19 protein-coding genes are annotated in these 22,472 nt (G+C 69.8%); 13 read left to right on the top strand and 6 right to left on the bottom strand.

Annotation, left to right across the window (positions count from 1 at the left end; translation table 11 throughout):
- The first annotated feature begins 19 nt into the window (after positions 1-19).
- The 5 genes from ACH4T9_RS23725 to ACH4T9_RS23705 all read left to right on the top strand — a co-directional run bounded on the left by ACH4T9_RS23725 (position 20) and on the right by ACH4T9_RS23705 (position 4,500).
- Entirely contained in the window at positions 20-961 is a 942-nt protein-coding gene (locus ACH4T9_RS23725) for an ABC transporter permease (RefSeq protein WP_396673502.1), read from the top strand.
- Complete coding sequence (locus tag ACH4T9_RS23720) at positions 958-1,866, top strand: ABC transporter permease (protein ID WP_396673501.1); 909 nt, start codon at positions 958-960, stop codon at positions 1,864-1,866. Before ACH4T9_RS23725 ends, ACH4T9_RS23720 begins: the two co-directional genes overlap by 4 nt.
- A 1-nt stretch (position 1,867) precedes the next feature.
- Positions 1,868-2,902: an ABC transporter ATP-binding protein gene (locus ACH4T9_RS23715; RefSeq protein ID WP_396673500.1), complete on the top strand. Its 1,035-nt coding sequence runs from the start codon at positions 1,868-1,870 to the stop codon at positions 2,900-2,902.
- A complete protein-coding gene (locus ACH4T9_RS23710; protein WP_396673499.1) occupies positions 2,902-3,732 on the top strand; it encodes an ATP-binding cassette domain-containing protein in 831 nt (276 codons plus the stop codon). The genes ACH4T9_RS23715 and ACH4T9_RS23710 overlap by 1 nt, the downstream gene beginning before the upstream one ends.
- A 102-nt stretch (positions 3,733-3,834) precedes the next feature.
- Complete coding sequence (locus tag ACH4T9_RS23705) at positions 3,835-4,500, top strand: PaaI family thioesterase (RefSeq protein WP_396673498.1); 666 nt, start codon at positions 3,835-3,837, stop codon at positions 4,498-4,500.
- A gap of 17 nt (positions 4,501-4,517) precedes the next feature.
- Here ACH4T9_RS23705 and ACH4T9_RS23700 read toward each other — a convergent pair whose 3' ends face one another.
- Together ACH4T9_RS23700 and ACH4T9_RS23695 are read right to left on the bottom strand one after the other, a co-directional pair.
- Positions 4,518-5,441: a zinc-binding alcohol dehydrogenase family protein gene (locus ACH4T9_RS23700; RefSeq protein WP_396673497.1), complete on the bottom strand. Its 924-nt coding sequence runs from the start codon at positions 5,439-5,441 to the stop codon at positions 4,518-4,520.
- A 113-nt stretch (positions 5,442-5,554) separates the two neighbouring features.
- Positions 5,555-6,877 (bottom strand): MaoC family dehydratase N-terminal domain-containing protein, encoded by a 1,323-nt coding sequence (locus tag ACH4T9_RS23695; protein WP_396673496.1) that lies wholly within the window; start codon positions 6,875-6,877, stop codon positions 5,555-5,557.
- Between the two features lie 328 nt (positions 6,878-7,205).
- On the opposite strand from ACH4T9_RS23695, the gene ACH4T9_RS23690 reads away from it, so the two are divergent.
- The 3 genes from ACH4T9_RS23690 (at position 7,206) to ACH4T9_RS23680 (ending at position 11,624) form a co-directional block, all read left to right on the top strand.
- A complete protein-coding gene (locus tag ACH4T9_RS23690) occupies positions 7,206-8,819 on the top strand; it encodes an AMP-binding protein (protein WP_396673495.1) in 1,614 nt (537 codons plus the stop codon).
- Positions 8,820-8,838: 19 nt separating this feature from the next.
- Positions 8,839-10,002, top strand: coding sequence for a CaiB/BaiF CoA transferase family protein (locus tag ACH4T9_RS23685; RefSeq protein ID WP_396673494.1), 1,164 nt, complete (start codon positions 8,839-8,841; stop codon positions 10,000-10,002).
- Positions 10,003-10,229: 227 nt separating this feature from the next.
- The gene (locus tag ACH4T9_RS23680) at positions 10,230-11,624 is read left to right on the top strand and encodes an ABC transporter substrate-binding protein (RefSeq protein WP_396673493.1); all 1,395 of its coding nucleotides are present in this window, start codon (positions 10,230-10,232) and stop codon (positions 11,622-11,624) included.
- 336 nt (positions 11,625-11,960) lie between these two features.
- On the opposite strand, the gene ACH4T9_RS23675 is transcribed toward ACH4T9_RS23680, so the two are convergent.
- Both ACH4T9_RS23675 and ACH4T9_RS23670 read right to left on the bottom strand, forming a co-directional pair.
- Entirely contained in the window at positions 11,961-13,172 is a 1,212-nt protein-coding gene (locus ACH4T9_RS23675; RefSeq protein WP_396673492.1) for an MFS transporter, read from the bottom strand.
- 129 nt (positions 13,173-13,301) lie between these two features.
- Complete coding sequence (locus ACH4T9_RS23670; protein WP_396673491.1) at positions 13,302-14,063, bottom strand: SDR family NAD(P)-dependent oxidoreductase; 762 nt, start codon at positions 14,061-14,063, stop codon at positions 13,302-13,304.
- Positions 14,064-14,210: 147 nt separating this feature from the next.
- Between ACH4T9_RS23670 and ACH4T9_RS23665 the strand changes: the two genes are divergently transcribed.
- The 3 genes from ACH4T9_RS23665 to ACH4T9_RS23655 are packed head-to-tail and all read left to right on the top strand — an operon-like array spanning position 14,211 to position 17,325.
- Positions 14,211-15,086: an SDR family oxidoreductase gene (locus ACH4T9_RS23665; RefSeq protein WP_396673490.1), complete on the top strand. Its 876-nt coding sequence runs from the start codon at positions 14,211-14,213 to the stop codon at positions 15,084-15,086.
- Between the two features lie 19 nt (positions 15,087-15,105).
- Entirely contained in the window at positions 15,106-16,254 is a 1,149-nt protein-coding gene (locus tag ACH4T9_RS23660; RefSeq protein ID WP_396673782.1) for an acyl-CoA dehydrogenase family protein, read from the top strand.
- Between the two features lie 9 nt (positions 16,255-16,263).
- Positions 16,264-17,325 (top strand): acyl-CoA dehydrogenase family protein, encoded by a 1,062-nt coding sequence (locus ACH4T9_RS23655; protein WP_396673489.1) that lies wholly within the window; start codon positions 16,264-16,266, stop codon positions 17,323-17,325.
- A gap of 32 nt (positions 17,326-17,357) precedes the next feature.
- Here ACH4T9_RS23655 and ACH4T9_RS23650 read toward each other — a convergent pair whose 3' ends face one another.
- Both ACH4T9_RS23650 and ACH4T9_RS23645 read right to left on the bottom strand, forming a co-directional pair.
- On the bottom strand, positions 17,358-18,179 hold the full coding sequence (locus tag ACH4T9_RS23650) for an SDR family oxidoreductase (RefSeq protein ID WP_396673488.1): 822 nt from the start codon (positions 18,177-18,179) through the stop codon (positions 17,358-17,360).
- Positions 18,154-19,311 (bottom strand): acetyl-CoA C-acetyltransferase, encoded by a 1,158-nt coding sequence (locus tag ACH4T9_RS23645; RefSeq protein ID WP_396673487.1) that lies wholly within the window; start codon positions 19,309-19,311, stop codon positions 18,154-18,156. Before ACH4T9_RS23645 ends, ACH4T9_RS23650 begins: the two co-directional genes overlap by 26 nt.
- A gap of 45 nt (positions 19,312-19,356) precedes the next feature.
- On the opposite strand from ACH4T9_RS23645, the gene ACH4T9_RS23640 reads away from it, so the two are divergent.
- Together ACH4T9_RS23640 and ACH4T9_RS23635 are read left to right on the top strand one after the other, a co-directional pair.
- The gene (locus ACH4T9_RS23640) at positions 19,357-20,952 is read left to right on the top strand and encodes a FadD3 family acyl-CoA ligase (protein ID WP_396673486.1); all 1,596 of its coding nucleotides are present in this window, start codon (positions 19,357-19,359) and stop codon (positions 20,950-20,952) included.
- Positions 20,953-21,240: 288 nt separating this feature from the next.
- The gene (locus ACH4T9_RS23635; protein WP_396673485.1) at positions 21,241-22,461 is read left to right on the top strand and encodes an acetyl-CoA C-acetyltransferase; all 1,221 of its coding nucleotides are present in this window, start codon (positions 21,241-21,243) and stop codon (positions 22,459-22,461) included.
- Positions 22,462-22,472 lie beyond the last annotated feature (11 nt).

Below are 22,472 nucleotides of genomic sequence, written 5' to 3'. Positions count from 1 at the left end.
AGGCGAGAAGGGACGTAGCATGCTGCGCTACGCAGGCAGGCGGCTGCTGGTGGCGATTCCACTGCTGTTCGTGGTGCCGCTCCTGGTCTTTCTGCTCATCGACCTGGCCCCGGGTGACCCGGCCGTCGTGCTGGCCGGCGAGCAGCCGACCCCCGAGCGGATCGAGGCGATCCGGGAGCAGTTGAACCTGAACGGCTCGGTCCTGGAACGGTACGTCGACTGGGTGGTCGCGGCGGTGCAGAGCGACCTGGGCCGGTCGTTCGTGACCAACGAGGCGGTGACCGATCTGCTCGTCCGGCGGATGGGCGCCACGATGTCTCTGGTGCTGTTCGCGATGGTGATGGCCGTGTTGTTGGGTGGCAGCCTGGCGATGCTGGCCGCGCTACGGCCCGGCGGCCTGGTTGACCGGTTGGTGAACGCGGTCGCCTCGATCGCCATCGCCATTCCAGCGTTCTGGTTCGGGTTGGTGCTGGCCTCGGTGTTCGCGGTGACCCTCCAGTTGCTGCCCACCTTCGGGTTCGAGCCACTGTCCGCCGGATTCTGGCCCTGGCTGTCGCATCTCATCCTGCCGGGCATCGCGTTGGGCCTGCTGCCGGCGGCCGAGGTGACCCTGCAACTGCGATCTGCGTTGGGCCAGGTGCTCAAATCGGATTACATCCTCAACGCGCAGGCGAAGGGGCTCAGCCGAAGCTCGATTCTGTTCAAGCACTCGCTGAAGAACGCTTCCGTGCCAGTGGTCACGGTGCTCGGCTTCCGGGTGGCCGAGGTGCTCGCCGGATCGGTCACGATCGAGGTCATCTACAACATGCCGGGGCTCGGGAGCCTGGCGGTCGACAGCGTACTCAGCCGGGACGTGCCGGTGCTGCTCGGCTTCGTCCTGTTCTCCACCGCCGTCGTCGTGGTGGTGAACCTGCTGGTCGACATCTCCTACGGTTACTTCAACCCGAAGGTGCGGACATGACGAACGCCACCATGCCTGCGGACGGTCTCGTCGACGACGACCAGCAGGGGGAGGCCCGACCCGCCGGAATGCTGCGCGGCATCCTGCGGCGCAGGTCCACGATCGTGGCGGGTGGCTTCCTGGTGCTGCTCGTTGCCGGGGCTGTCGTGGCACCGCTCATCGCGCCGTACGATCCGGACGCCCAGGACATCTACCAGCGATTGCGGCCACCCAACGCGGAGCACTGGCTCGGGACGGACGACTACGGCCGGGACGTGTTGAGCCGGCTGATCTTCGGTGCCCGGGTGTCGTTGCAAGCCGCGATACAGGCCGTGGTCGTCGCCCTGGTGATCGGCCTGCCGCTCGGGGTGACGGCGGGTTACGTGGGCGGCTGGTTGGGTGCCGGGCTGACCCGGATCATGGATGCCCTGATGAGCGCGCCTTCCCTGGTGCTGGCCATCACCATCGTGGCGGTGCTCGGGCCCGGGATCACCAACGCCATGCTGGCCATCGGTCTGATCATGGCGCCCCGGTTCTTCCGGGTCGCCCGGGCCAGCACGATGGACGTACGACACGAGACGTACATCGAGGCTTCGATCGCGCTCGGTTGCAGCAGTCTGCGGACCGTCGTCCGGCATGTCCTGCCCAACGTGATGCCACCGATCATGCTGGTGATCTCGGTGTCCCTCGGTACCGCGGTCGCGGCGGAGGCGAGTCTGAGTTTCCTCGGGCTGGGGGTGCAGGCTCCCGCGTCGAGTTGGGGCTCCATGCTCTCCACCGCGTCGTCGAACATGGGCCTGGCGCCGTACCTGGTATGGCCACCCGGCGTGATGATCTTCCTGACCGTTCTGGCCTTCACCTACCTCGGTGACGGTGTGCGCAGGGGGATGCTGCGTAACCGGTCCACGAACAGCAACGGAGACTGATATGGCGGAGTTGGGGCGGGCACGGGAAGCCGAGCGCCGACCGCTGCTCGAGGTTCGGGACCTGGCGGTGTCCTTCCCGACGGCCACCGGTGGGTGGCTGCCGGTGGTGGAGAACGTGTCGTTCACCCTCGGCCAGGGCGAGTCCGCCGCACTGGTCGGGGAGTCGGGCTCCGGAAAGACGGTCACCTCGCTGGCCGTCATGGGTCTGACGGGCGTCTCCGGCGGGCGGATCACCTCCGGTTCGATCACCTTCGACGGCCGCGAGCTGACCGCGCTCCCGGAGCGCGAATGGCAGCGGCTGCGGGGGGCCGGGCTGGGGATGATCTTCCAGCAGCCGATCCGGAGTTTGAACCCCGCCTTCACCGTCGGAGACCAGATCGCGGAGTCCGCGCGCCGACACCTCGGCCTTGACCGCCGCAAGGCCAGGGCCCGGGCGGTCGAGATGCTCGAACTGGTGGAGATTCCCCGGGCGGCGGAACGGGTGAACGACTACCCGCACCAGTTCAGTGGCGGAATGTGCCAGCGGGTGATGATCGCGATGGTGATGGCTGGCAACCCACGGTTGCTGATCGCCGACGAACCGACCACCGCGCTCGATGTGACCGTGCAGAAGCGGATTCTGGATCTGTTGCGGGAGTTGCAGGAGCAGACCGGGGTGTCGTTGTTGTTCGTCAGCCATGACCTGGCGGTGGTGGCCGAACTCTGCCAGCGGGTCATGGTGATGTACGCCGGGCAGATCGTGGAGAGCGGAACGGCCTCGGACGTCTTCTTCCGGCCGACGCATCCGTACACCGCAGGTCTGCTGGCCGCGATTCCCAAGCCGGGGCTGCGCACCGACCGCCGGCTGACGGCCATCGCCGGGAGCATTCCGGCTCCCGGCCACTGGCCGGTGGGCTGCCGATTCCATGATCGGTGTCAGTACAGTGCGCCCGGCGTCTGTGACGTCCGCGTTCCCGGGCTGCTCCCGGCCGGTCCGACGGCCGAGAGCCGGTGCCTACGGGTGGAAGAGATCGAGCTGCGGGGAGTGACGGTCTGATGAGCCTGCTGGACGTCTCGGGTGTGTCGAAGTCCTTCTCCACCGGCCGGGATCTCCTGGGCCGGCCGAAGCCGAGCCTGCCCGCGGTCCACGATGTCAGTTTCACCCTTGACAAGGGGGAGTGTCTGGCCGTCGTGGGCGAGTCCGGAGCCGGCAAGTCCACCCTGGGGCGGATGGTCCTGCGCCTGATCAAGCCCGATGCGGGACGAATCACGTTCGACGGTATCGATGTCCTCGGGGTCGGCTCGGCCCAGATGCGCCGGCTGCGACAGCGGATGCAGATGATCTTCCAGGATCCGCACAGCTCGCTGAACCCTCGGATGAGTGTGGCCGAGGCGGTCGCCGAGCCGCTGGTGGTGCACTCCGACCTCGGGCGCGTCGACCGACAGAAGCGGGCGGCGGAGCTGCTGGACCGGGTGGGAATCGGCCGCAGGTACCTCGGTCGTTATCCGGCGGAACTGTCCGGCGGGCAACTCCAGCGGGTGGCGATCGCCCGGGCGCTGACCCTCAAGCCGAGCCTGATCGTGTGTGACGAGCCGGTGGCCGCGCTCGACGTCTCGGTCCGGGCGCAGGTGCTCAACCTGTTGCGGGACCTGCAGGAGGAGTTCGGGCTGGCGTATCTGTTCGTGAGCCATGACCTGGCGCTGGTGGAGGTGATCGCCGACCGGGTGCTGGTGATGGCTGCGGGCCGGGTGGTCGAACAGGGAACCGTCCAGCAGATCTTCCAGTCGCCCACCGAGGAGTACACCCAGCGGCTGCTGGCTGCCATCCCGGTGCCGGTGCCGCGGGACACCAGCGGCCAGCGGATGATCGACGTCGCGCGTTCGTGAGGGATCCGGCCGTAGGCAGCAGCACCGGCGAGTGCGGGATCCGGCCGTCGGGAGGAGTGAACGCCAGTGATGGATTCGGCCGCAGGCTGGAGCGAACGTGACATGACGAACGCCGGGCCGGTGCCGGCCGGCCGGGGCCTCGACTGGGACCCGACGGATCACCGCGACCGGGCCGACCTGGTCGAGGCGGCCCGTCGGTTCATGTCAGCGGTCGCGTTGACCGATGTCCCACCCGACGAACTGCGTCGGGTCACGGAGCAACTGCACCAACTCACCGGCCGGCTCACCATCGCCGCCCGACCGAGGTGCCTGCGGTTTCCGCTGCCCACCGCCGGGTTCGAGGGACGGGTCCGGGGCTCGGCCGACCCCGTGCTCGGCCTGTTCAATCCGATCGCGGTCCCGCTTGTCCTGACCATCGGCGCGGACGGCACGGCACGCGGCACGGTGACGTTGGGGCCGCTGTTCGAGGGTCCGCCCGAGCTGGTGCACGGGGGCTTCAGCGCGATGCTGATGGACGGGATCATGGGAACGCTGGTGCGTGCCCTGGGGATCAACGCCATGACCGGGACGCTGACTCTGCGCTATCTGGCTCCCACACCGCTGGACCGGCCACTGGATCTGTCGGCGCGGGCAGTGTCCCGGGAGGGACGCAAGACCACCGTCGAAGGCCGGATCACCGCCGACGGCAGGCCGACAGTGCTGGGCACGGGCATCTTCGTATCACCGGCCGGCACGACCCCGGAACAACCGTCCACGGCTCGGCCCTAGAACGAACCCCTTGTTCCTCATGGCGTCGGTGACGACTGTTCCGCCCCGGTGAGCACCACCCGGCCGAAGAAGTCGGACTCCTCCAGATAGCGGTGGGCGGCCGTCGCCTCGGCCAGTGGGAAGGTCCGATCCACGATCGGCCGTTGATCCGCCGCCACCATCAGGTCCAGGCAGCCCCGCAGGTGCGCGGCGATCTCCTCGCGGCCGGGGCGACCGATGCCGTGGATGTGCCAACCCTTGGTCATCAGCCGGCCGAGGTGCAGGCTGCCCCGGGCACCGGCGGTGACTCCGCAGGTGACGATCCGACCGCCCGGCGCGAGCACCGACAGCAGCCGTTCCCAGAGTTCGCCCCCGATCGGGTCGATGATGACGTCCATCTCGGCGCCGCCCGTGGCGGCACGGATCTCGTCAACGAGGTCGGCCGAGTAGTGGTTCAGGGCTGCCCGAGCGCCGAGTGAGCAGGCGGTCTGCCGCTTCCAGTCCTGGCCGGCCGTCGCGTACACCTCGGCGCCCAGGTGCACGCCGAGTTGGAGCGCGAAGCTGCCCACGGCTCCGCCTGCGGCCACCACGAGGACGCGCTCACCGGACCGCAGCCCGGTGATGTTCGCGATCGCGTCGAACGCCGTCCGGCCTGCCGTCGGCAACGCCGCGGCCTCGGCGAACGACCATCGGGGCGGCTTGGGCAGGGTGTGCCAGTACGGTGCCAGGGCGTACTGCGCATGTGCGGCGGAGCCGAGGGCGAGCACCTCGTCACCGGCCCGGAACCCCCGGACGTTCGCCCCGACCGCCGTGACGACGCCGGCCATGTCCCGGCCGAGGGTCTGCGGCGTGGTGACCGCCATCCCGTGGGTGCCCCGACGGATGTAGTTGTCGACCCGGTCGAGACTGGCCGCGTACACCTGGATCAGCACCTCGTCCGGACCCGGTAGCGGTCTGGCCACCCGCTGATGGTGCAGCGGCTCGGTCGGACCCGACCGGCGCAGGACCGACGCGTACATCGAACCGTCACCGGAGGGCCCAGGAGCGGGGGCCCTGGTAGCTTGCGAACCGGGCATCAGGTCACCGGGAGATCCAGGGTGCACCGGGCGACCAGGTGGTCACCCAGCGAGTTGTAGCCCCGGACCGCCACCTCGACCAGCCCCGCCCCGTCCTGGAGCCGCTTGTCGCTGACGGTGCCCACCAACGTCAGGGTGTCGCCGGGGAAGTTCTGCTTCTGCAACCGGACCTGGATGGCTTTCAGCACCGTCTCGGGCCCGGCCCAGTCGGTCAGGAAGCAGTTGACCAGGCCGGTCGACCCGAGAATGTTCATGTAGACGTCGCGGGCGCCTCGACGTAGCGCGGCGTCGCGGTCCAGGTGGACGTCGTTGAAGTCGAAGGTGGCCGTGGCCAGCGCCGCGATGGAGAGTTGGGTCAGCGGTACGGGCCACGGGGCGAGGACCATGCCGGGCTCGACGTCGGCGAAGGCGATCGTGTCGACCCGCCGGGCCGGCCGAGCGGGCTGGAAGACCGGGAGCAGTTCGCCGGTACGGGTCTCGTGGGTCAGTACGTCCACCCGCATCCCGACGTGCACGGCCTGTGGCTCGACGTTGAGCAGATCGGACACGACGGTGGTGCCGTCGGCCAGTTCGACGTCGGCGACGACGAACGGTCGCTCCTCGGTCGGCTCGACGGCGTAGACGGGTTGCAGGAACGACCGCACCGTCCCGATGCCGGAGCGGGTGGGAATCGCCTTCGCGCGAGGTCGGGAGATCGGTTGCAGGCGGCCCGCGGCGCTGCTGTCGTCCGTCGGCGTCCCCTGCTGGGTCGACGGGTTCCAGCGCAGCATCCTCAGCAGCACGCGCCCCACCAGCTCGCCGGTCTCGGTGACGTACTCGCTGACCAGATCGATGAAGTGTCCCTGTCCGAGAGCGGTCTGCTTTTCCTCGGACACCGCGCCGATGTGCTGGATCTGGGACAGGTGGTCACCCGGCCGCAGCGGACGGATGTACTCGTGGTTGTTGTTGACCGCGGCGACGGAGGTGAAGCCCCGTTCCGCCAGGATCGCGGTGACGATGTCGAGCGGTTCGCCGTACCGGTGGGTCCGACGGTTCCCGGGCAGGGTCCACATGTTCAGGGTGGTCGCGGGGGCGGTGATCCCGCCGAACCGGGACTGCTGGGCCCATGCCGGGTCCTGGTAGGCCGGATTGTCGTCGCCCACCGCGTCGCACCAGATCCGGATGATCGGTTCGCTGACCGGATCCTTGGCCCGGCGTGGTTCACCCCGTTCTCCGATGACCGAGCGGAGTCTTGCCAGATACGCCAGTGAGTCCTCGGCTGGCGCCGCAGGGCTGACGGCAGGGGTGGCGGCGGCCAGGTTTCCGGGCGGGGCGACAGCCATCCGGCCCTCCTTCGGGATCGGTTCCGGGAAAACCGGATATTCGTACCAAGCTAGCGCTTGCTACGAACTTAGGGTGGACGTCTGTCGAGGTCAAGGGCTCGGGCTTCGGGTGTGCCGGATCGGGCCTCGGGGTCGACATTGCTGGCCGATTGGCCAGCTCAACTGTGTCTTGACCCACCTCGGGGCCGTTGCTACCTTGAACCAAGCGCTTGCTTGGTGACTGGCGCTGGTGACTCGGCGCACGGTCGCGTGAGTGTGACGCGCCCGAGTGGCCTGCGACGGCGAGGCGACCGGTCGGTACGCGGGGCCGGACCAAGAAGGAGGAGCAATGACGGGCAGGCCGGTCAGCGATCAACTCAGCGGAACATCGATTCTCTACGGAATCGAATCCGGTCTGGCGAGGGGGTCCGACACAACGCTCTTCTTCAACCACGAGCTTAACCCCCTGGCCGAGCTGGATCGCGAGGCCAATCAACTGGCGGACTTCTTCTCCTCGCAGGTTTCGCCGGGTGACCGGATCGGTGTGATGGCCCGCAACGGGCGCCTGGCCCTGCTGACCTGGTGGGCGGCGGCCAAGTGCGGCGCGATCGTGGTGCCCTACAACACCTCCAACGTGGGGGAGATCCTGCGGCACCAGGTGACCGACAGTGCGCCCCGCCTGCTGATCGCGCAGACCGAGTTCGCCGAGGAACTGGTGCGCTGTTCGAGCGGCGTCGCCGCCGATCTGGCCGCCGTCGTCGTCGACGGCAGCGACGCCGCCGTGTCCGGGTACTCGGGGACGACCTTCACCTTCGACACGGTGCTCGATCAGGGGGACAGTGGGTTCCGCGCTCGTCCGTCCCGGCCTCGCGACCCGAGCCATCTGATCTATACGGCGGGGACCACTGGACCGTCCAAGGCCTGCGTCGTCAGTCACAGCTACATCTGCAACATGGCCCGGGACCTCGTCGCCAACGTCGAGCGCGGGCCTGAAGAACTCCTGTGGACCCCGTTGCCGCTGTTCCACCTGGCGGCCGTCGCGCACGTCACGGCCAGTGTGCTGCTCGGCGGATCGATCAGCCTGGCCAGCCGGTTCTCGGTCAGTCGGTTCTGGGACGACATCGAGAAGAGCGACGCATCGATCGCCGCGCTGATGGGCTCCATGCTGCCCATGATCGCCCAGGCGCCCGAGACGGAGACGACTCGCCGGACCCGGGGCCAGTTGCGGGTGGTGAGCGGATCGCCGGTCTCCGCCGAGTTGGCCCGAGTGTGGCAGGAACGGTTCGGCGTGGCCCGGGTGGGCGCGGGGGCGTACGGAATGACCGAGGCCTCGCTCATCACCTCCACGCCGCCGGACCAGTACCGGGCCGGCAGCGCCGGCAAGGAGAACGACTCGTTCGAGGTGCGCATCGTCGACGAGGACGGGAACCAGGTTCCGGCGGACACCGTCGGGGAGATCGTCTGTCGGCCGAAGCGGCCGGGCGCCATGTTCGACGGTTACTGGCGTCGGCCGGAACAGACCGTGACCGTGTGGCGGGACCTCTGGTTCCACACCGGCGACCTCGGCCGCATCGACCCCGACGGGTTCCTCTACTTCGTGGACCGCAACAAGGACTACCTCCGCCGCGGCGGTGAGAACATCTCCAGCTTCGAAATGGAAGCGATCTTCGGATCCCACCCCGACATCGTCGAGGTCGCGGTCCACGCCGTGCCGTCCGAGCTGAACGAGGACGAGGTCAAGGTGACCGCGGTCCGGGTCGAGGGCAGTTCACTGACCGCGCCCGAACTGCACGAGTGGTCGGTCGGTCGGGTGCCCCGGTACGCCATGCCCCGATTCATCGAGTTCCGCACCGAGTTGCCCCGCAACCCGGTCGGCCGGGTGCTCAAGCACCGACTCCGTGCGGAGGGCATCACCGGGGACACCTGGGCCAGCGCGCCGGTAGGCCGGAAGATCCGAGTCTAGGAAGAGTGGGCAGAACCGGATGACACACTTTCGCCCCCACCCCCAAGGCCCCCTCGTCGGCGTCCGGGTGGTCGAACTGGCCGCGCTCGGCCCGGTCCCGTTCGCCGGGATGCTGTTGTCGGACATGGGTGCTGACGTGGTGCGTATCGACCGCGCGGGCCTGTCGGTGGAGCAGCGAGCCCGGGCCAGGAACAACGTGATGAACCGGGGGCGGCGCTCCGTGGCGCTGGACCTGAAGTCACCATCCGGGCAGGCTGCCGCCCATCGGATGATGGCCCAGGCCGATGTGCTGATGGAAGGCTTCCGGCCGGGCGTGGCGGAGCGGCTCGGGTTGGCTCCGCAGCAGTGCCTGGAGGCCAATCCCCGGCTGGTCTACGGCCGGATGTCGGGCTGGGGGCAGGCCGCGCCGAACCGGGGCGAGCCGGGGCACGACATCAACTTTCTCGCTGCCTCGGGGCTGCTGGACACCATCGGCACCGAGGACTCCGGTCCGGTCCCGCCCCTGATGTATCTCGGTGACTTCGCCGGTGGCGGCCTGACGTTGGCCCTCGCCATCGTCAGCGCACTGGTGGAGCGGGCCACGTCCGGGCGGGGGCAGGTGATCGACGCCTCGATCCTGGACGGCACCGCGCAACTGGGGATCGTCGTACAGGGGGCGACAGCCAGGGGAACCTGGCATCCGCAGCGGGGTACGAACGCCTTCGACACCGGTGCGCCCTACTACAACGTGTATGCCTGTCGCGACGGCCGGCACCTGGCGGTCGGAGCCGTCGAGCCGGAGTTCTACGCGAACCTTCTGCGGGTCCTGGGCTTGACGGACGTCTCGGTCGAGGGCCAGAACGACCGTTCGTCCTGGCCCGCCCTGAAGCTGCGGATCGCCGAGCTGATCCGGGGCCGTGACCTCGCCGACTGGGTGGCGGCGTTCCAGGGCGTGGAGGCATGCGTCACCCCGGTCCTGGATATCGACGAGGCGATGCGCGACCAACGGTTCCACACCTCGGACGCATACGTCGACTACGACGGCGTACGGCAGTCGGCCCCGACTCCCCGGTTCTCCCGGACGCCGAGCGGCGTGCATCGCCCGTCGCCGCTGCCCGGAGAGCACTCCGAGCAGGTGCTGCGTGAGTACGGATTCGACGCCGACGCCATCGGGCGGTTGCTCGACGACCGGATCGAGCAGTAACCGCGGCTGTCTCCCGTCCACACAATGCGGCGGCCAAAACTTCTGACTTGAAAGGAAATAACGTGCTCTTGCGGAGAAGCAAGCTAATTGCCCTATTCTGTGGCGTCGCTCTCACTGCCTCGGCCTGCACGGGCGGCGGCTCGGACAAGTCGTCCGGCTCCTCGGAGATCGACCGCGACGCGGTGTTGCGGGTGGCCTGGGCCCTGCCCATGCCCACGCTTGATCCCATGCTGCTGACCAGCGTGGCCAGCCAGGGGAACCTCTCGCCCGTCTACGACCGGCTGATCCAGGTGGACGGTAAGGACAAGCTGCTCCCGATGCTGGCCACGTCGTGGCAGTACTCGGACGACGGCGGACATCTCGAACTGAAGCTTCGTTCCGACGTCAAGTTCCACGACGGTACGACCTTCGACGCCGCGGCGGTGAAGGCCAACATCGAGCGCGGCAAGACCCACCCGAAGAGCACGGTGAAGGGGTCGCTGAAGTCGATCACCTCGGTCGAGGTGATCGACCCCACCACGGCCAGGGTGCACCTGGTCAAGGGACAGGGTGCCGAGCTGCCCAGCCTGTTCAGCTCGAACGCGGGAATGATGATCAGCCCGAAGGCACTGGCGGACCCGTCCCGTGACCTGACGAACAATCCGGGGGATGCGGGCTCCGGCCCGTACGTGATCACCGCCTTCGTGCCCCAGGAAAAGATCACCATGAAGCGGGCGCCGAGCTACTGGGACCCCGAGGTGGGCAAGCTGGCCGGCCTGGAGATCTCGCGGGTCGCGAACAACACCACGCGGTTGAACGGCGTCGCGGCGGGCGAGTTGGACATCACCGGGGTCAGCGCGCCGAACGACCTGACGCGGGCCACCGACCTGGCCGGGCGCGGCACGTTCAAACTCGACAAGGTGCAGTTCCGCAACGTGATGAGCCTCTTCCTCGACGCGAAGAAGGAAAACCTGGCCGACCTCAAGGTGCGGCAGGCGATCGCCCACGCCATCGATCCGGAAAAGATCTCGGCACTCTTCTCCGGCACCTGCACCCCGTACCGGCAGTTCTACCCCGAGGACTCCTGGCCGGCGCTGAAGAGTTACCAGTACCCGTACGCGCCGGACCTGGCAAAGGCCAAGCAGTTGATCTCCGAGGCGGGCGGCGCGAAATTCGAGTTGACCTTCTCCGCGCAGACGAACACCGAGCAGCCGGCGAACGTGATCCAGGCGGCGCTGAAGGACGCGGGAGCGGACGTCAAGCTCGTCCCGGTGCCCAACAGCGAGCACGACGCCCGTTACCAGGCAGGCGACTTCGACTCGATGGTGTCGAACGGGTTCAACCCGAAGATCGATCCGGCCGAGACGATGGCGACGTACTTCCTCGGCAGCTACCGGATCGCCGCGGACCCGGCGGCCGTGAAGCCCCTCGCCGACCAGGCGGCCAACCCGACGCTGCCCGAGGCAGAGCGGGCCAAGATCTACCAGCAGATCTGGGAGAAGGTGCTCCAGGAGGCGTGGTTCGTCCCGATCTGCCGGCAGACGCATGCCATCATCTCCAACCCCAAGGTGATCAACGCGGAGGCCCTTCCGTGGGCCAACCTCGGCTACATGGACCTGCGGTCCGTGGCCATGGTGAAGTGAGCAAGTCTGATCGTTAGCGGGAGCGGACACCGCGTCGCGCGACGGCCGCCTTCGGTGGGTCACCCCGATCCGGGAACATCAGGACCTGGGTGGTGCAACCCCCGAAGGCGGCCGTTTCGCGTGGGTTGAGCTCCCCGGTGCCGAGGGGCCATCCATGCGTACGGGCAGCTCGGTCGGCGTGGCACCCGGCCGGCTGGCCGGATGGGGGCGGGTACCAACCCGGCCGGCGTGCATGTCGTATGCCGTGGCCGCTCCATGGAAGCGGGGGAAACTCACCCCGAACCGGGTCGGCACCCGGGCTTCCCGCTGTCCGGGGCGGTTCGGGCCTGGGCGGGATCAACCGAGCCGGGCCCGACCCGGCCCGGTGCGGAAGGTCGAGGCCAGGCCCGCGACCGCGGTGACCCCGCCGAATATCGCGAATGTCCAGCCCGGGTTCGTCGCCTGACTCAGCACGCCCATGGCCAGTCCACCGAACGGCAGTAGACCGCCCCAGCAGAGGATGTAGAGACTCATCACCCGGCCACGCTGCGTGTCGTCGATCACCTGCTGGAGCAACGAGCTGATCGAGGTCATGATCGAGAGAGTGAGGCCGCCGGCGGCGATGATGAGCAGGGCTACCAGTGGCGCCGACGTGGTCATCCCGACCAGGGCCACCACGATTCCGAGAGCTGTCAACTGTTTCGCGGCGGCGGGCAGGGACATCCGGCCTCGGCGGCGCGCGACACTGAAAATTCCGAAGAGCGAGCCAATGCCGCCGAGCGTGGCCAGGACCAGAAAGGCGGTGTTTCCGTCATCGGATATGCGGGCCCCGATGACAGGCAGTTGAGCCTGGTAGGACGACCCGAAGATCGAGGTGATTGCCGTGATCGCCAGGGCCGTCGCAGCCGGCGGCCGTTGCCGGACATGGGCAATCCCCGCGAGTACCTGTCGGTGCATCCTGGCCCGGACGGGTGGGAACGCCGGCCGGGGCGGTGCCGGCAGTCGCCACGCGAGCAGCACGGCTGCGATGGCCGCCAGGCAGCAGACCGTGAAGGCCAGCGTCGAGCCGGCGAGCATGAGCAACGGGCCAGCCACGGCCGGACCGAGGATGCGGGCGAGATTGAGACCGGCGGCCTGCAGGGGGATCGCACTGGCCAGATCGGCGGTTGCCACCGTACCCGCGATGAGGGCCTGGTTGGTCGGCGAGACGACGGTGACCACACAACCGGCCAGGAAACCCAGTGCGGTGACCATGATGGTCGGCATCGCGTCGAGCCCGGCCAGCAGGATGCAGAGGCTGTCGAGCACCACCGCGCAACAGAGCACGGCGAGCAGCAGGCGTCGGCGGTCCCGCGTGTCGGCCAGCACCCCGGCCGGCAGGGAGAACAGCAGGAATGGCGCTGTCGTGAAGAAGTAGAGGATGCCCAGCAGCAACGCGTTGTTGTTCGTGCGGTTGGCGACCTCCCATTGGAAGGCGACGACCGCCAACCAGTGGGCCAGCTGAATCAGTAGCGCCGATGTCCACAGGAGCCGGAAAGGCCGGTGGCGCAGCGTGCGGAACATGTCCATCCGCCCACCTCCGCTCAACTGGGTGCTTCAGGCAATTTGGCGAGCGAAGGCTACCAAGCGCTTGCTTGAACTGGCCATGCCAGGGCTGCCCCGGAGGGATGGATCACGTTGCCGGCGGAACATGGTGGGTCAGACGGTGTATCCGCCGTCGACGTCGAGTTGTTGGCCGGTGATGAACCGGGCCCGGTCGCTGGAGAGGAAGCAGACCGCCTCCGCTATGTCCTCGGCGGTGCCGAAGGTGCGCAGCGGGATGTTCGTCCGGGCGACGTCGAGGGCGCGTTCGTCGAGGTCGCCGGAGGCGATCAGCCGAGCTGCCATGCCGTCGGTGAGCATGCCCGGTCCGACGCAGTTGGCGCGTACGCCGTACCGGCCCTCTTCGGCGGCGACGCCCCGGACCAGCGCTTCGACGGCGCCCTTGGGGCCGGTGGACAGGCCGTCGCGGGCCGGGAAGCGGCGAGTGCCGGCCGTGGTGACCGCGATCAGGCTGCCCCGGCTCCGGCGTAGCAACGGTAGGGCGGCCCGCATCAGGTGGAAGAAGCCGAGCGTGTCCTGTTCGAGTTGACTGCGGAAGGCGGCCGGGGTGATCCGGCTCAGGTGGACCATGGGCACGTGCGGTCCGGCGGCATAGATGACGGTGTGCAGGCCGCCGAAGCGTTCGGCGGCTTCTCCGAGCACCGTCGTGCTGGCCTCGGCGTCGGCCAGGTCGAGTTGCCAGGTGGCGGCGTGTTCGACCGAGGTGGCCAGGGAGTCGGCCGCCTCGGCGTTGCGATGGTAGGTCAGGGCCAGCGCGCTGCCTCGGGCGGCGAGCATTCGGGCGATGGCGCTACCGAGGCCGCCGGTTGCGCCGGCGACCAGTGCGGCGCCCGGCCGACCGGAAAAGTCGTCGATCATGGCCGCTAGCCTACCAAGCAAGCGTTTGGTAGGCTAGCGGCCATGGGTGTCACGTGGCGCGAGTGGTGATCCGGCCGGATCCGACGCGTCCGGCCAGGGCCGAAGCGACTGTGACCCGCCAGGGCGGGAAATCCTAGGAGAGTGATCATGGGCAGGACAGATGCGGGCCGGGTGGTCGTGGTGACCGGAGCCGGGCAGGGACTCGGCCGGGCCCACGCGTTGGCGTTCGCGGCAGTCGGTGCCCGGGTGGTGGTCAACGACGTGGGGGCCGGAGCGGCCGAGGTGGTCGGTGAGATCCAGCGGGCGGGCGGCACGGCGATCGCCAGCGTCGGCGACGTGGCTGACTGGGGCTATGCCGAGCAGTTGGTCGGTCTGGCCGTCGAGGAGTTCGGTCAGCTCGACGCCTTGGTCAACAACGCCGGCCTGGTCCGGGACCGGATGCTGGTGAACCTTTCCGAGGCGGAGTGGGACCTTGTGCTCCGGGTCGACCTGAAGGGGCACTTCGCGCCGCTGCGGCATGCCGCAGCGTACTGGCGGGACCGGGCCAAGGCCGGCGCGCCGGTTGCCGCCCGCGTGGTCAACACCAGCTCCGGGGCGGGGCTGATGGGCAGTGTCGGGCAGAGCAACTACGCGGCGGCCAAGGCCGGCGTGGCGGCACTCACCCAGGTCGCGGCGGCGGAGCTGGCCCGCTACGGGATCACCGTCAACGCGATTGCGCCGGCGGCACGTACCGCGATGACCGCCGCCGTCTTCGCCGACACGATGCGCGCGCCCGAGGACGGCTTCGACCAGATGGCCGCCGAGAACGTCTCCCCGCTGGTGGTCTGGCTGGCCAGCGCCGACGCCGGTGACGTCACCGGTCGGGTCTTCGAGGTGGCCGGCGGCGAGGTCAGCGTCGCCGACGGCTGGCAGCACGGCGAGCCGGTCAACGCCGGCCGTCGCTGGCAGCCCGAGGAACTGGGACCGGTGGTCCGTGACCTGATCGCCCGGGGGCCGGTCCCCGCACCGGTCTACGGAGCCTGAGATGCCCGCTGTCACGGGACTGCCCGACGCCGACTTCCGGGCCATCGTGCGGGACTGGCTCGCCATCCACCTGACCGGCGAGTTCGCCGCGTTGGCCGGCACCGGCGGTCCCGGCCGCGAACACGAGAACATCCCACTGCGAACGGCGTGGGAGCGCGAGCTGGGCGACGCCGGCTGGATCGGGCTGGGCTGGCCACAGGCGAACGGCGGTGGCGGAGCCAGCATCGCCCAGCAGGTGATCTTCTTCGAGGAGTACGCCCGGGCCGGTGGCCCCGGCCGGCTCAGTCACATCGGGGAGTACCTGCTGGCACCGACCCTGATCGCGTTCGGAACCGAGGAACAGCGCCGTCGTTTCCTACCGTCCATCGCCGCCGCCACCGAGTTCTGGTGCCAGGGTTATTCCGAGCCGAACGCCGGTTCCGACCTGGCCGCCGTGCAGACCCGGGCGGTCCGCGACGGCGACGTCTGGCGGATCACCGGCCAGAAGGTGTGGACCTCCTTGGCGCACATCGCCGATTGGTGCTTCGTGCTGGCCCGCACCGATCCGCGGGCGCCCAAACACCGGGGCCTGTCCTACCTGCTGGTGCCGATGGACCAGCCGGGCGTGCAGGTGCGCCCGATCACCCAGCTCACCGGCAGCTCCGAGTTCAACGAGGTGTTCTTCGACGACGCGGTCACCGCAGCGGAGAACATCGTCGGCCAGCCCGGTGACGGGTGGCGGGTGGCCACCGGCACACTGGCCTTCGAGCGGGGCGTGGCCACGCTCGGCCAGCAGCTCGGCTTCGCCCGGGAACTGGACGACGTGATCGGGACCGCCCGGGCCGGCGGCGTCCACGACGACCCCGTCTGGCGGGACCGGATCACCGACGCGTGGATCGGGCTGCAGGTGCTGCGGCACCACGCGCTGCGCACCCTGGGCACCCCCGAGGGCGACCTGCCGGGGGTCGAGGCGTCGGTCGCCAAGCTGCTCTGGGCGCCCTGGCACCAGCAACTGGGCGAACTGGCCATGGCGGTCGCCGGACCGGCGGCGACGCTGACCGGCGACGACCTCTCCGACATTCAGCGCCTGTTTCTCTTCACTCGGGCCGACACCATCTATGGCGGCTCCAACGAGATCCAGCGCAACATCATCGCGGACCGGCTGCTCGGCCGGGTGCCGCGCGGCTAGGGGGTACGGGTGGAGTTCGGTCTCACCGCCGAGCAGGCGGAACTACGCGACACGGTCCGGAGCTTCCTGAGCCGGCATGCCACCTCCGCGCGGGTCCGCGCGGCCGAGGGCTTCGACGCCGGGTTGTGGCAACGGCTGACCGGTGAACTGGGCGTCGCGGCGCTGGCCATCGGTGAGGAGCACGGCGGTTTCGGCGCCTCCGAGGTGGAGGTGGGGCTCGTCCTGGAGGAGGCGGGGCGGGTGCTGCTTCCGGCGCCGTACCTCGCCACGGTCACCGCAGCGGCGGCCGTCGACGGGGAACTGGCCGCCGACCTGCTGGCCGGGATCGCCGACGGCAGCACCATCGCCACCCTGGCGCTGGCCGAGCCGGGCGTGGGCTGGACGCCGGAGAACTGGGCCTGCACCGCCCGCCGGTCCGGCGACGGCTACCTGCTGGACGGCGTCAAGGAACATGTCCTGGACGGGCAGGTCGCCGACGTGGCCGTCGTCGCGGCGGTGTGCGACGCGGAACCGGGCCTGTACGCGGTGCGGACAAGCGACGCCCGGCGTACCGGGTACGCCACCCTGGATCCGACCCGTCGCCAGGCCCGACTGGAGTTCACCGCGACGCCCGCCACCCTGGTCGGCCGGCGGGGCGTGGCTCATGCCCTGGACCTGCTGTGGGCGGCACTCGCGGTCGAGTCGGTCGGGGTGGCGCGGGCCAGCCTGGAGCTGACCATCGACTACCTCAAGACGCGTGAGCAGTTCGGCGTACCGCTGGCACACTTCCAGGCGTTGCGGCACCGGATCGCCGATCTGGCCGTGGCGGTCGAGGCGGCCACCTCCAGCGCCTGGTACGCGCTGCGCGTGGCCGGTACAGCGGAGTTCGCCGTGGCCGCCCCGGTGGCCAAGCTGGTCGCCACCAGGGCCGCCTACGCGGTGACGGCGGAGAGCATCCAACTGCATGGCGGGATCGGCTTCACCTGGGAACACGACGCGCACCTCTACCTCAAGCGGGCCACCGCGAACCAGTTGCTGCTCGGTGACGAGGTGGCCCTGCGCCGGCTGATCGCCACCCGGGCCGGTCTCTAGGCGCTGCGGGCGCTCGCGGTGAGCCGGCATCGCTATGGGCGTGGGGTCGGGCGGGCGGTGTCGGCGTAGGCGGGCCGCTGGCCGCCACCGTCGACCACCAGGTTGGCGCCGGTGACGTAGCCGGCCAGTGGCGAGGTGAGAAGCAGGCACGCGTCAGCGATGTCGTCCGGGGTCGCCATCCGGCCGAGCGGGACGGTGGCGGCTACGGCGGCCAGGGCTTCCTCGTCGCCGTAGTGGTCAGCGGTCTCCTCGGTGCGCACCATGCCGACGGTGATGCAGTTGACGCGTACCACAGGGGCCCACTCCACGGCCAGAGCCTGGGTCAGCACCGCCAGGCCGGCTTTGGTGGCGGCGTAGACGGCGGTGCCCGGGGCCGGGCGGATGGCGGCGACGCTGCCGATGTTGAGGATGAGGCCGCCGGTCTCCTGCTGTTGCATGATCGCGTTCGCCGCCTGCGCGACGAAGAACGGGGCGAGCAGGTTGAGCCGGACCACCGAGGTCGCCAGGTTGGGGGAGGTGGTCGCGGCGGGCACGGAGGGGGAGCCGCCCGCGTTGTTCACCACGATGTCCAGCCGGCCGAAGCGGCGGACCGCCTCGTCGACCAGCCGGCCGGCCTGCGCCGGGTCGCGTACGTCGGCGGCGGTGAACTCGATCCCGTCCGGCAGGTCTGCGGGCTCGGACCGTCCGCAGACCAGCACCGAGGCGCCAGCGGACCGTAGTCGGGCGGCGATCGTGCGTCCGATGCCCCGGGTGCCGCCGGTCACCACCGCCACCTGTCCGGTCAACGGGGTGGCCGACCGGGCCGGCGCGGTCGCCGACCGATTCAGGTCAGAGTCGCTCGATGATGGTGACATTGGCCGTCCCTCCGCCCTCGCACATGGTCTGGAGCCCGTACCGGCCACCGGTGCGCTCCAGCTCGTTGAGCAGTGTGGTCATCAACCGGACGCCGGTCGCGCCCAGTGGGTGGCCGAGCGCGATCGCTCCGCCGTTGACGTTGACCCGGTCCAGGTCGAAGCCGGTCTCCTGCTGCCAGGCGAGCACGACCGGGGCGAACGCCTCGTTGATCTCCACCAGGTCGATGTCCTCGACGCGTAGGCCGGCGCGGTTCAGGGCGTACCCGGTGGCCGGGATCGGCCCGGTGAGCATGTAGACCGGATCGGCGGCGCGGACGCTGAGGTGGTGGATGCGAGCGCGGGGGCGCAGGCCGTGGGCGGCGACCGCGCGCGGCGAGGCGACCAGCAGCGCCGCGGCGGCGTCGGAGATCTGGCTGGCGAGCGCGGCGGTGACCCGGCCCGCCTCGGTCAGCGGCTCCAGGCCGGCCATCTTCGCCAGCGACGTGTCTCGGCGCGGGCACTCGTCGATCTCGACCCCGTCCAGCGGGGCGATCTCGCGGGCGAAGCGTCCCGAGTCGATGGCGGTGATGGCACGCCGGTGGCTCTCCAGCGCGAACTCCTCCATCTCGGCCCGGCTGATGTTCCACCTGGCGGCGATCAGCTCGGCCGCCCGGAACTGGGAGATATCCTGGTCGCCGTAGCGCTCGCGCCAGCCGGCCGAGCCGGAGAACGGGTCGGTGAAGCCGAGCGGTACGCCAGCGGTCATCGCCGAGGAGATCGGCACCCTGCTCATGTTCTGTACGCCGCCGGCCACGACCAGGTCGGCGGTGCCGGAGAGGACGGCCTGGGCGGCGAAGTGCACCGCCTGCTGCGAGGAGCCGCACTGCCGGTCCACGGTGACACCGGGCACCTCCTCGGGAAGCCCGGCGGCCAGCCAGGAGGTGCGGGCGATGTTGCCGGCCTGCGGGCCGATCGCATCGACGCAGCCGAAGATCACGTCGTCGACGGCGGCCGGGTCGATGCCGGTCCGGTCGACGAGGGCACGCAGAACGTGGGCCCCGAGGTCGGCCGGGTGGACCCCGGAGAGTCCGCCGTTGCGCCTGGTGACCGGGGTCCGAACGGCGTCAACAAGGTATGCCTCTGTGTCCGTCACGCCTCGGACCTTACCAACCAAGCGCTCGGTTGGTAACCTGCGACGGTGCTGACGGACGTGACCGACCCAACAACTGCCAGGACGATCCCCGACCTCGTACGCCGATGTGCGTACGCCTATCCGGACCGCGACGCCGTGGTCGACGGCGCGGTGCGACTCGGTTTCCCACAGCTCGCCGACGAGGTGGAACGGTTCGCCCGCGGGCTGATCGGCCGGGGCGTGACGCTCGGGGACCGGGTGGCGATCTGGGCGCCGAACGGCTGGCGCTGGGTGGTGGCCGCGCTCGGCGCGGTCAGCGCCGGAGCGGTGCTGGTGCCGCTCAACACGCGTTTCAAGGGGGCCGAGGCCGCGTACATCCTGGGCCGGACCCGGGCCCGGCTGCTGATCACCGACGACGGCTTCCTCGGCAACCACTACGTGGCGATGCTCGACGGCCAGGAGCTGCCGCACCTGTCGACGGTGGTGGTGATGGCGGGTGACCCGCCCCGATCTGTCACCGGCCGGTCCGTGCTGGGCTGGGACGACCTGCTGGCCGGCGGTGCGGCGGTCCCGGTGGCCGAGGCGCGGCGGCGGGCGGCGGCGGTCGCCCCGGACGACCTCTGCGACATCTTCTTCACCTCGGGCACGACCGGGCAGCCCAAGGGGGTGCTGCTCGCCCACGGACAGACCATCCAGCTCTATGTCTCGTGGTCCGAGCGGGCCACGCTGCGTCCCGGTGACCGCTGTCTGCTGGTCAACCCGTTCTTCCACACGTTCGGCTACAAGGCCGGGATGATCGCCTGCCTGTTGCGTGGTGCGGCGATCATCCCGCAGCCGGTGCTCGATGTGGCGGTCACCCTGGACCTTGTCGAGCGGGAACGGATCACCGTGCTGCCTGGTCCGCCGACGTTGTACACCTCGATCCTCGATCATCCGGAGCGCGCCGGGCGAGACCTGTCCAGCCTCCGGGTCGCGATCACCGGCGCGACCACGGTCCCGGTGGCGCTGATCGAGCGCCTGCGCACCGAGCTGGCCATGCCGACGGTGTTGACCGCCTACGGGCTGACCGAGTCGGGCGGCACCGCCACCATGTGCCGGCCGGACGACACCCCGGTCACCGTCGCCACCACCTGTGGCGCGCCTGTGCCCGACGTGGACGTACGGGTGGTGGGGCCGGACGGCGCGTCGCTGCCGGCCGGCGAGCCGGGTGAGGTGCTGATTCGGGGCTACAACGTGACCCGGGGCTACTTCGAGGACGAGGCGGCCACCCTGGAGGCGATCGACCCGGACGGTTGGCTGCGTACCGGCGATGTCGGGATTCTCGACGAGCGGGGCTACCTGCGGATCACCGACCGGATCAAGGACATGTTCATCGTGGGCGGGTTCAACGCCTATCCCGCCGAGATCGAACAGGCGCTGGCCCGGCATCCGGAGGTGGCCGAGGCGGCCGTTGTCGGGGTGCCGGACGACCGCCTCGGTGAAGTGGGCCGGGCCTTCGTGGTGCCGCGTCCCGGCAGTGACCTCGATGCGGCGAAGGTCATCGCCTTCTGTCGGGCGAACCTGGCCAACTACAAGGTGCCCCGGTCGGTGATCGTCGTCGAGGCCCTGCCGCGAAACGCCAGCGGCAAGGTGGTCAAGTCCTCCCTCCGGGAGGCGATGTGAGTCGGGCGCCACTGTCGGCGAGGGCGCGGGCGGCATTGCAAAATCGACCAAGCGCTTGTTAGGTTAGCGGTGTGGAGCTGGTTCCTGTGGCCGGCGAAACCGTCGCGGTGGGCGCCGACGCCAGCCGGGTCGCTCCCCGATCGCCCGCAACCCGACGTGCCGTACCGGAGCGCTGGGTGATCCCGCCGGTCCGGCTCTCTTCCCGCTCTCCCCGCTCGCCGGCATCCCAACGGCGGGCTGCTGCCGGTGGACGGCGGCTGGACGGTCACTCAACAAAGGGGACAAACTATGCCAGAAGCCGTAATTGTGGCAGCCGCGCGTTCGCCGATCGGCCGTGCCTTCAAGGGCTCGCTGACCGAGCTGCGCGGCGACGATCTTGCTGCCGCCATCGTGCGTGCCGCACTGTCGCAGGTGCCCGCGTTCGACCCGCACGACCTCGATGACGTGTTGCTCGGGTGCGCGCAGCCAGCCGGTGAGCAGGGCTACAACCTCGGCCGGATGGTCGCGTTGCAACTCGGCCTCGACGACGTACCGGGCACGGTGGTGCAGCGATACTGCGCGTCCTCGGTGCAGACGACCCGGATGGCCTTCCACGCCATCAAGGCGGGCGAGGGGCACGCCTTCCTCTCCGCCGGTGTCGAGGCCGTCTCCCGGTACGACCGGGGCAAGTCGGACGGTCTGCCGGGCACCCACAATGCCCGGTACGCCGCCGCCGAGGAACGCACCGTCCGGCGGGCCGAGGCCGGGGCCGAGGTGTGGCGCGACCCGCGCGAGGACGGTGCGGAGCCGGATGTCTACATTGCCATGGGCCAGACCGCGGAGAACGTCGCGCAGCGGTACGGCGTCACCCGCCGGGAACAGGACGAGTTCGCCGTACGGAGCCAGAACCTGGCCGAGCAGGCAGCCGTCGCCGGGTTCTGGGCCATCGACATCACCCCGGTCACGCTGCCCGACGGCACCGTGGTCAACCACGACGACGGCCCCCGGGCCGGGGTGACCCTGGACAGGGTCAGCACCCTGAGCCCGGTGTTCCGTCCGGACGGGACGGTGACCGCAGCCAACTGCTGCCCGCTCAACGACGGCGCCGCCGCGCTGGTGGTGATGAGCGACGTACGGGCTCGGGAACTGGGCCTGACCCCGCTCGCCCGGATCGTGTCCACCGGTGTGTCGGCGCTCAGTCCGGAGATCATGGGGCTCGGCCCGGTGGAGGCCAGCCGGCGGGCGCTCGCCAACGCCGGGATGTCCGTTGCCGACATGGACCTGGTGGAGATCAACGAGGCGTTCGCGGCCCAGGTGATCCCGTCCTGTCGGATGCTCGGCATCGACCCGGACCGGGTCAACGTCCACGGTGGAGCGATCGCGCTCGGACACCCGTTCGGGATGACCGGCGCCCGGATCACCACCACCCTGATCAACTCGCTGCGGTTCCGGGACAAGCAGTTCGGCCTGGAGACCATGTGCACCGCCGGCGGGCAGGGAATGGCGCTGGTCGTCGAGCGACTGTCCTGACAGGTGTCGAC

Source organism: Micromonospora sp. NPDC020750 (assembly GCF_044334565.1).
GTDB lineage: Bacteria > Actinomycetota > Actinomycetes > Mycobacteriales > Micromonosporaceae > Micromonospora.
Note: the sequence above shows the minus strand (reverse complement) of the source record. Positions and strands in the feature narration are given on the sequence as shown.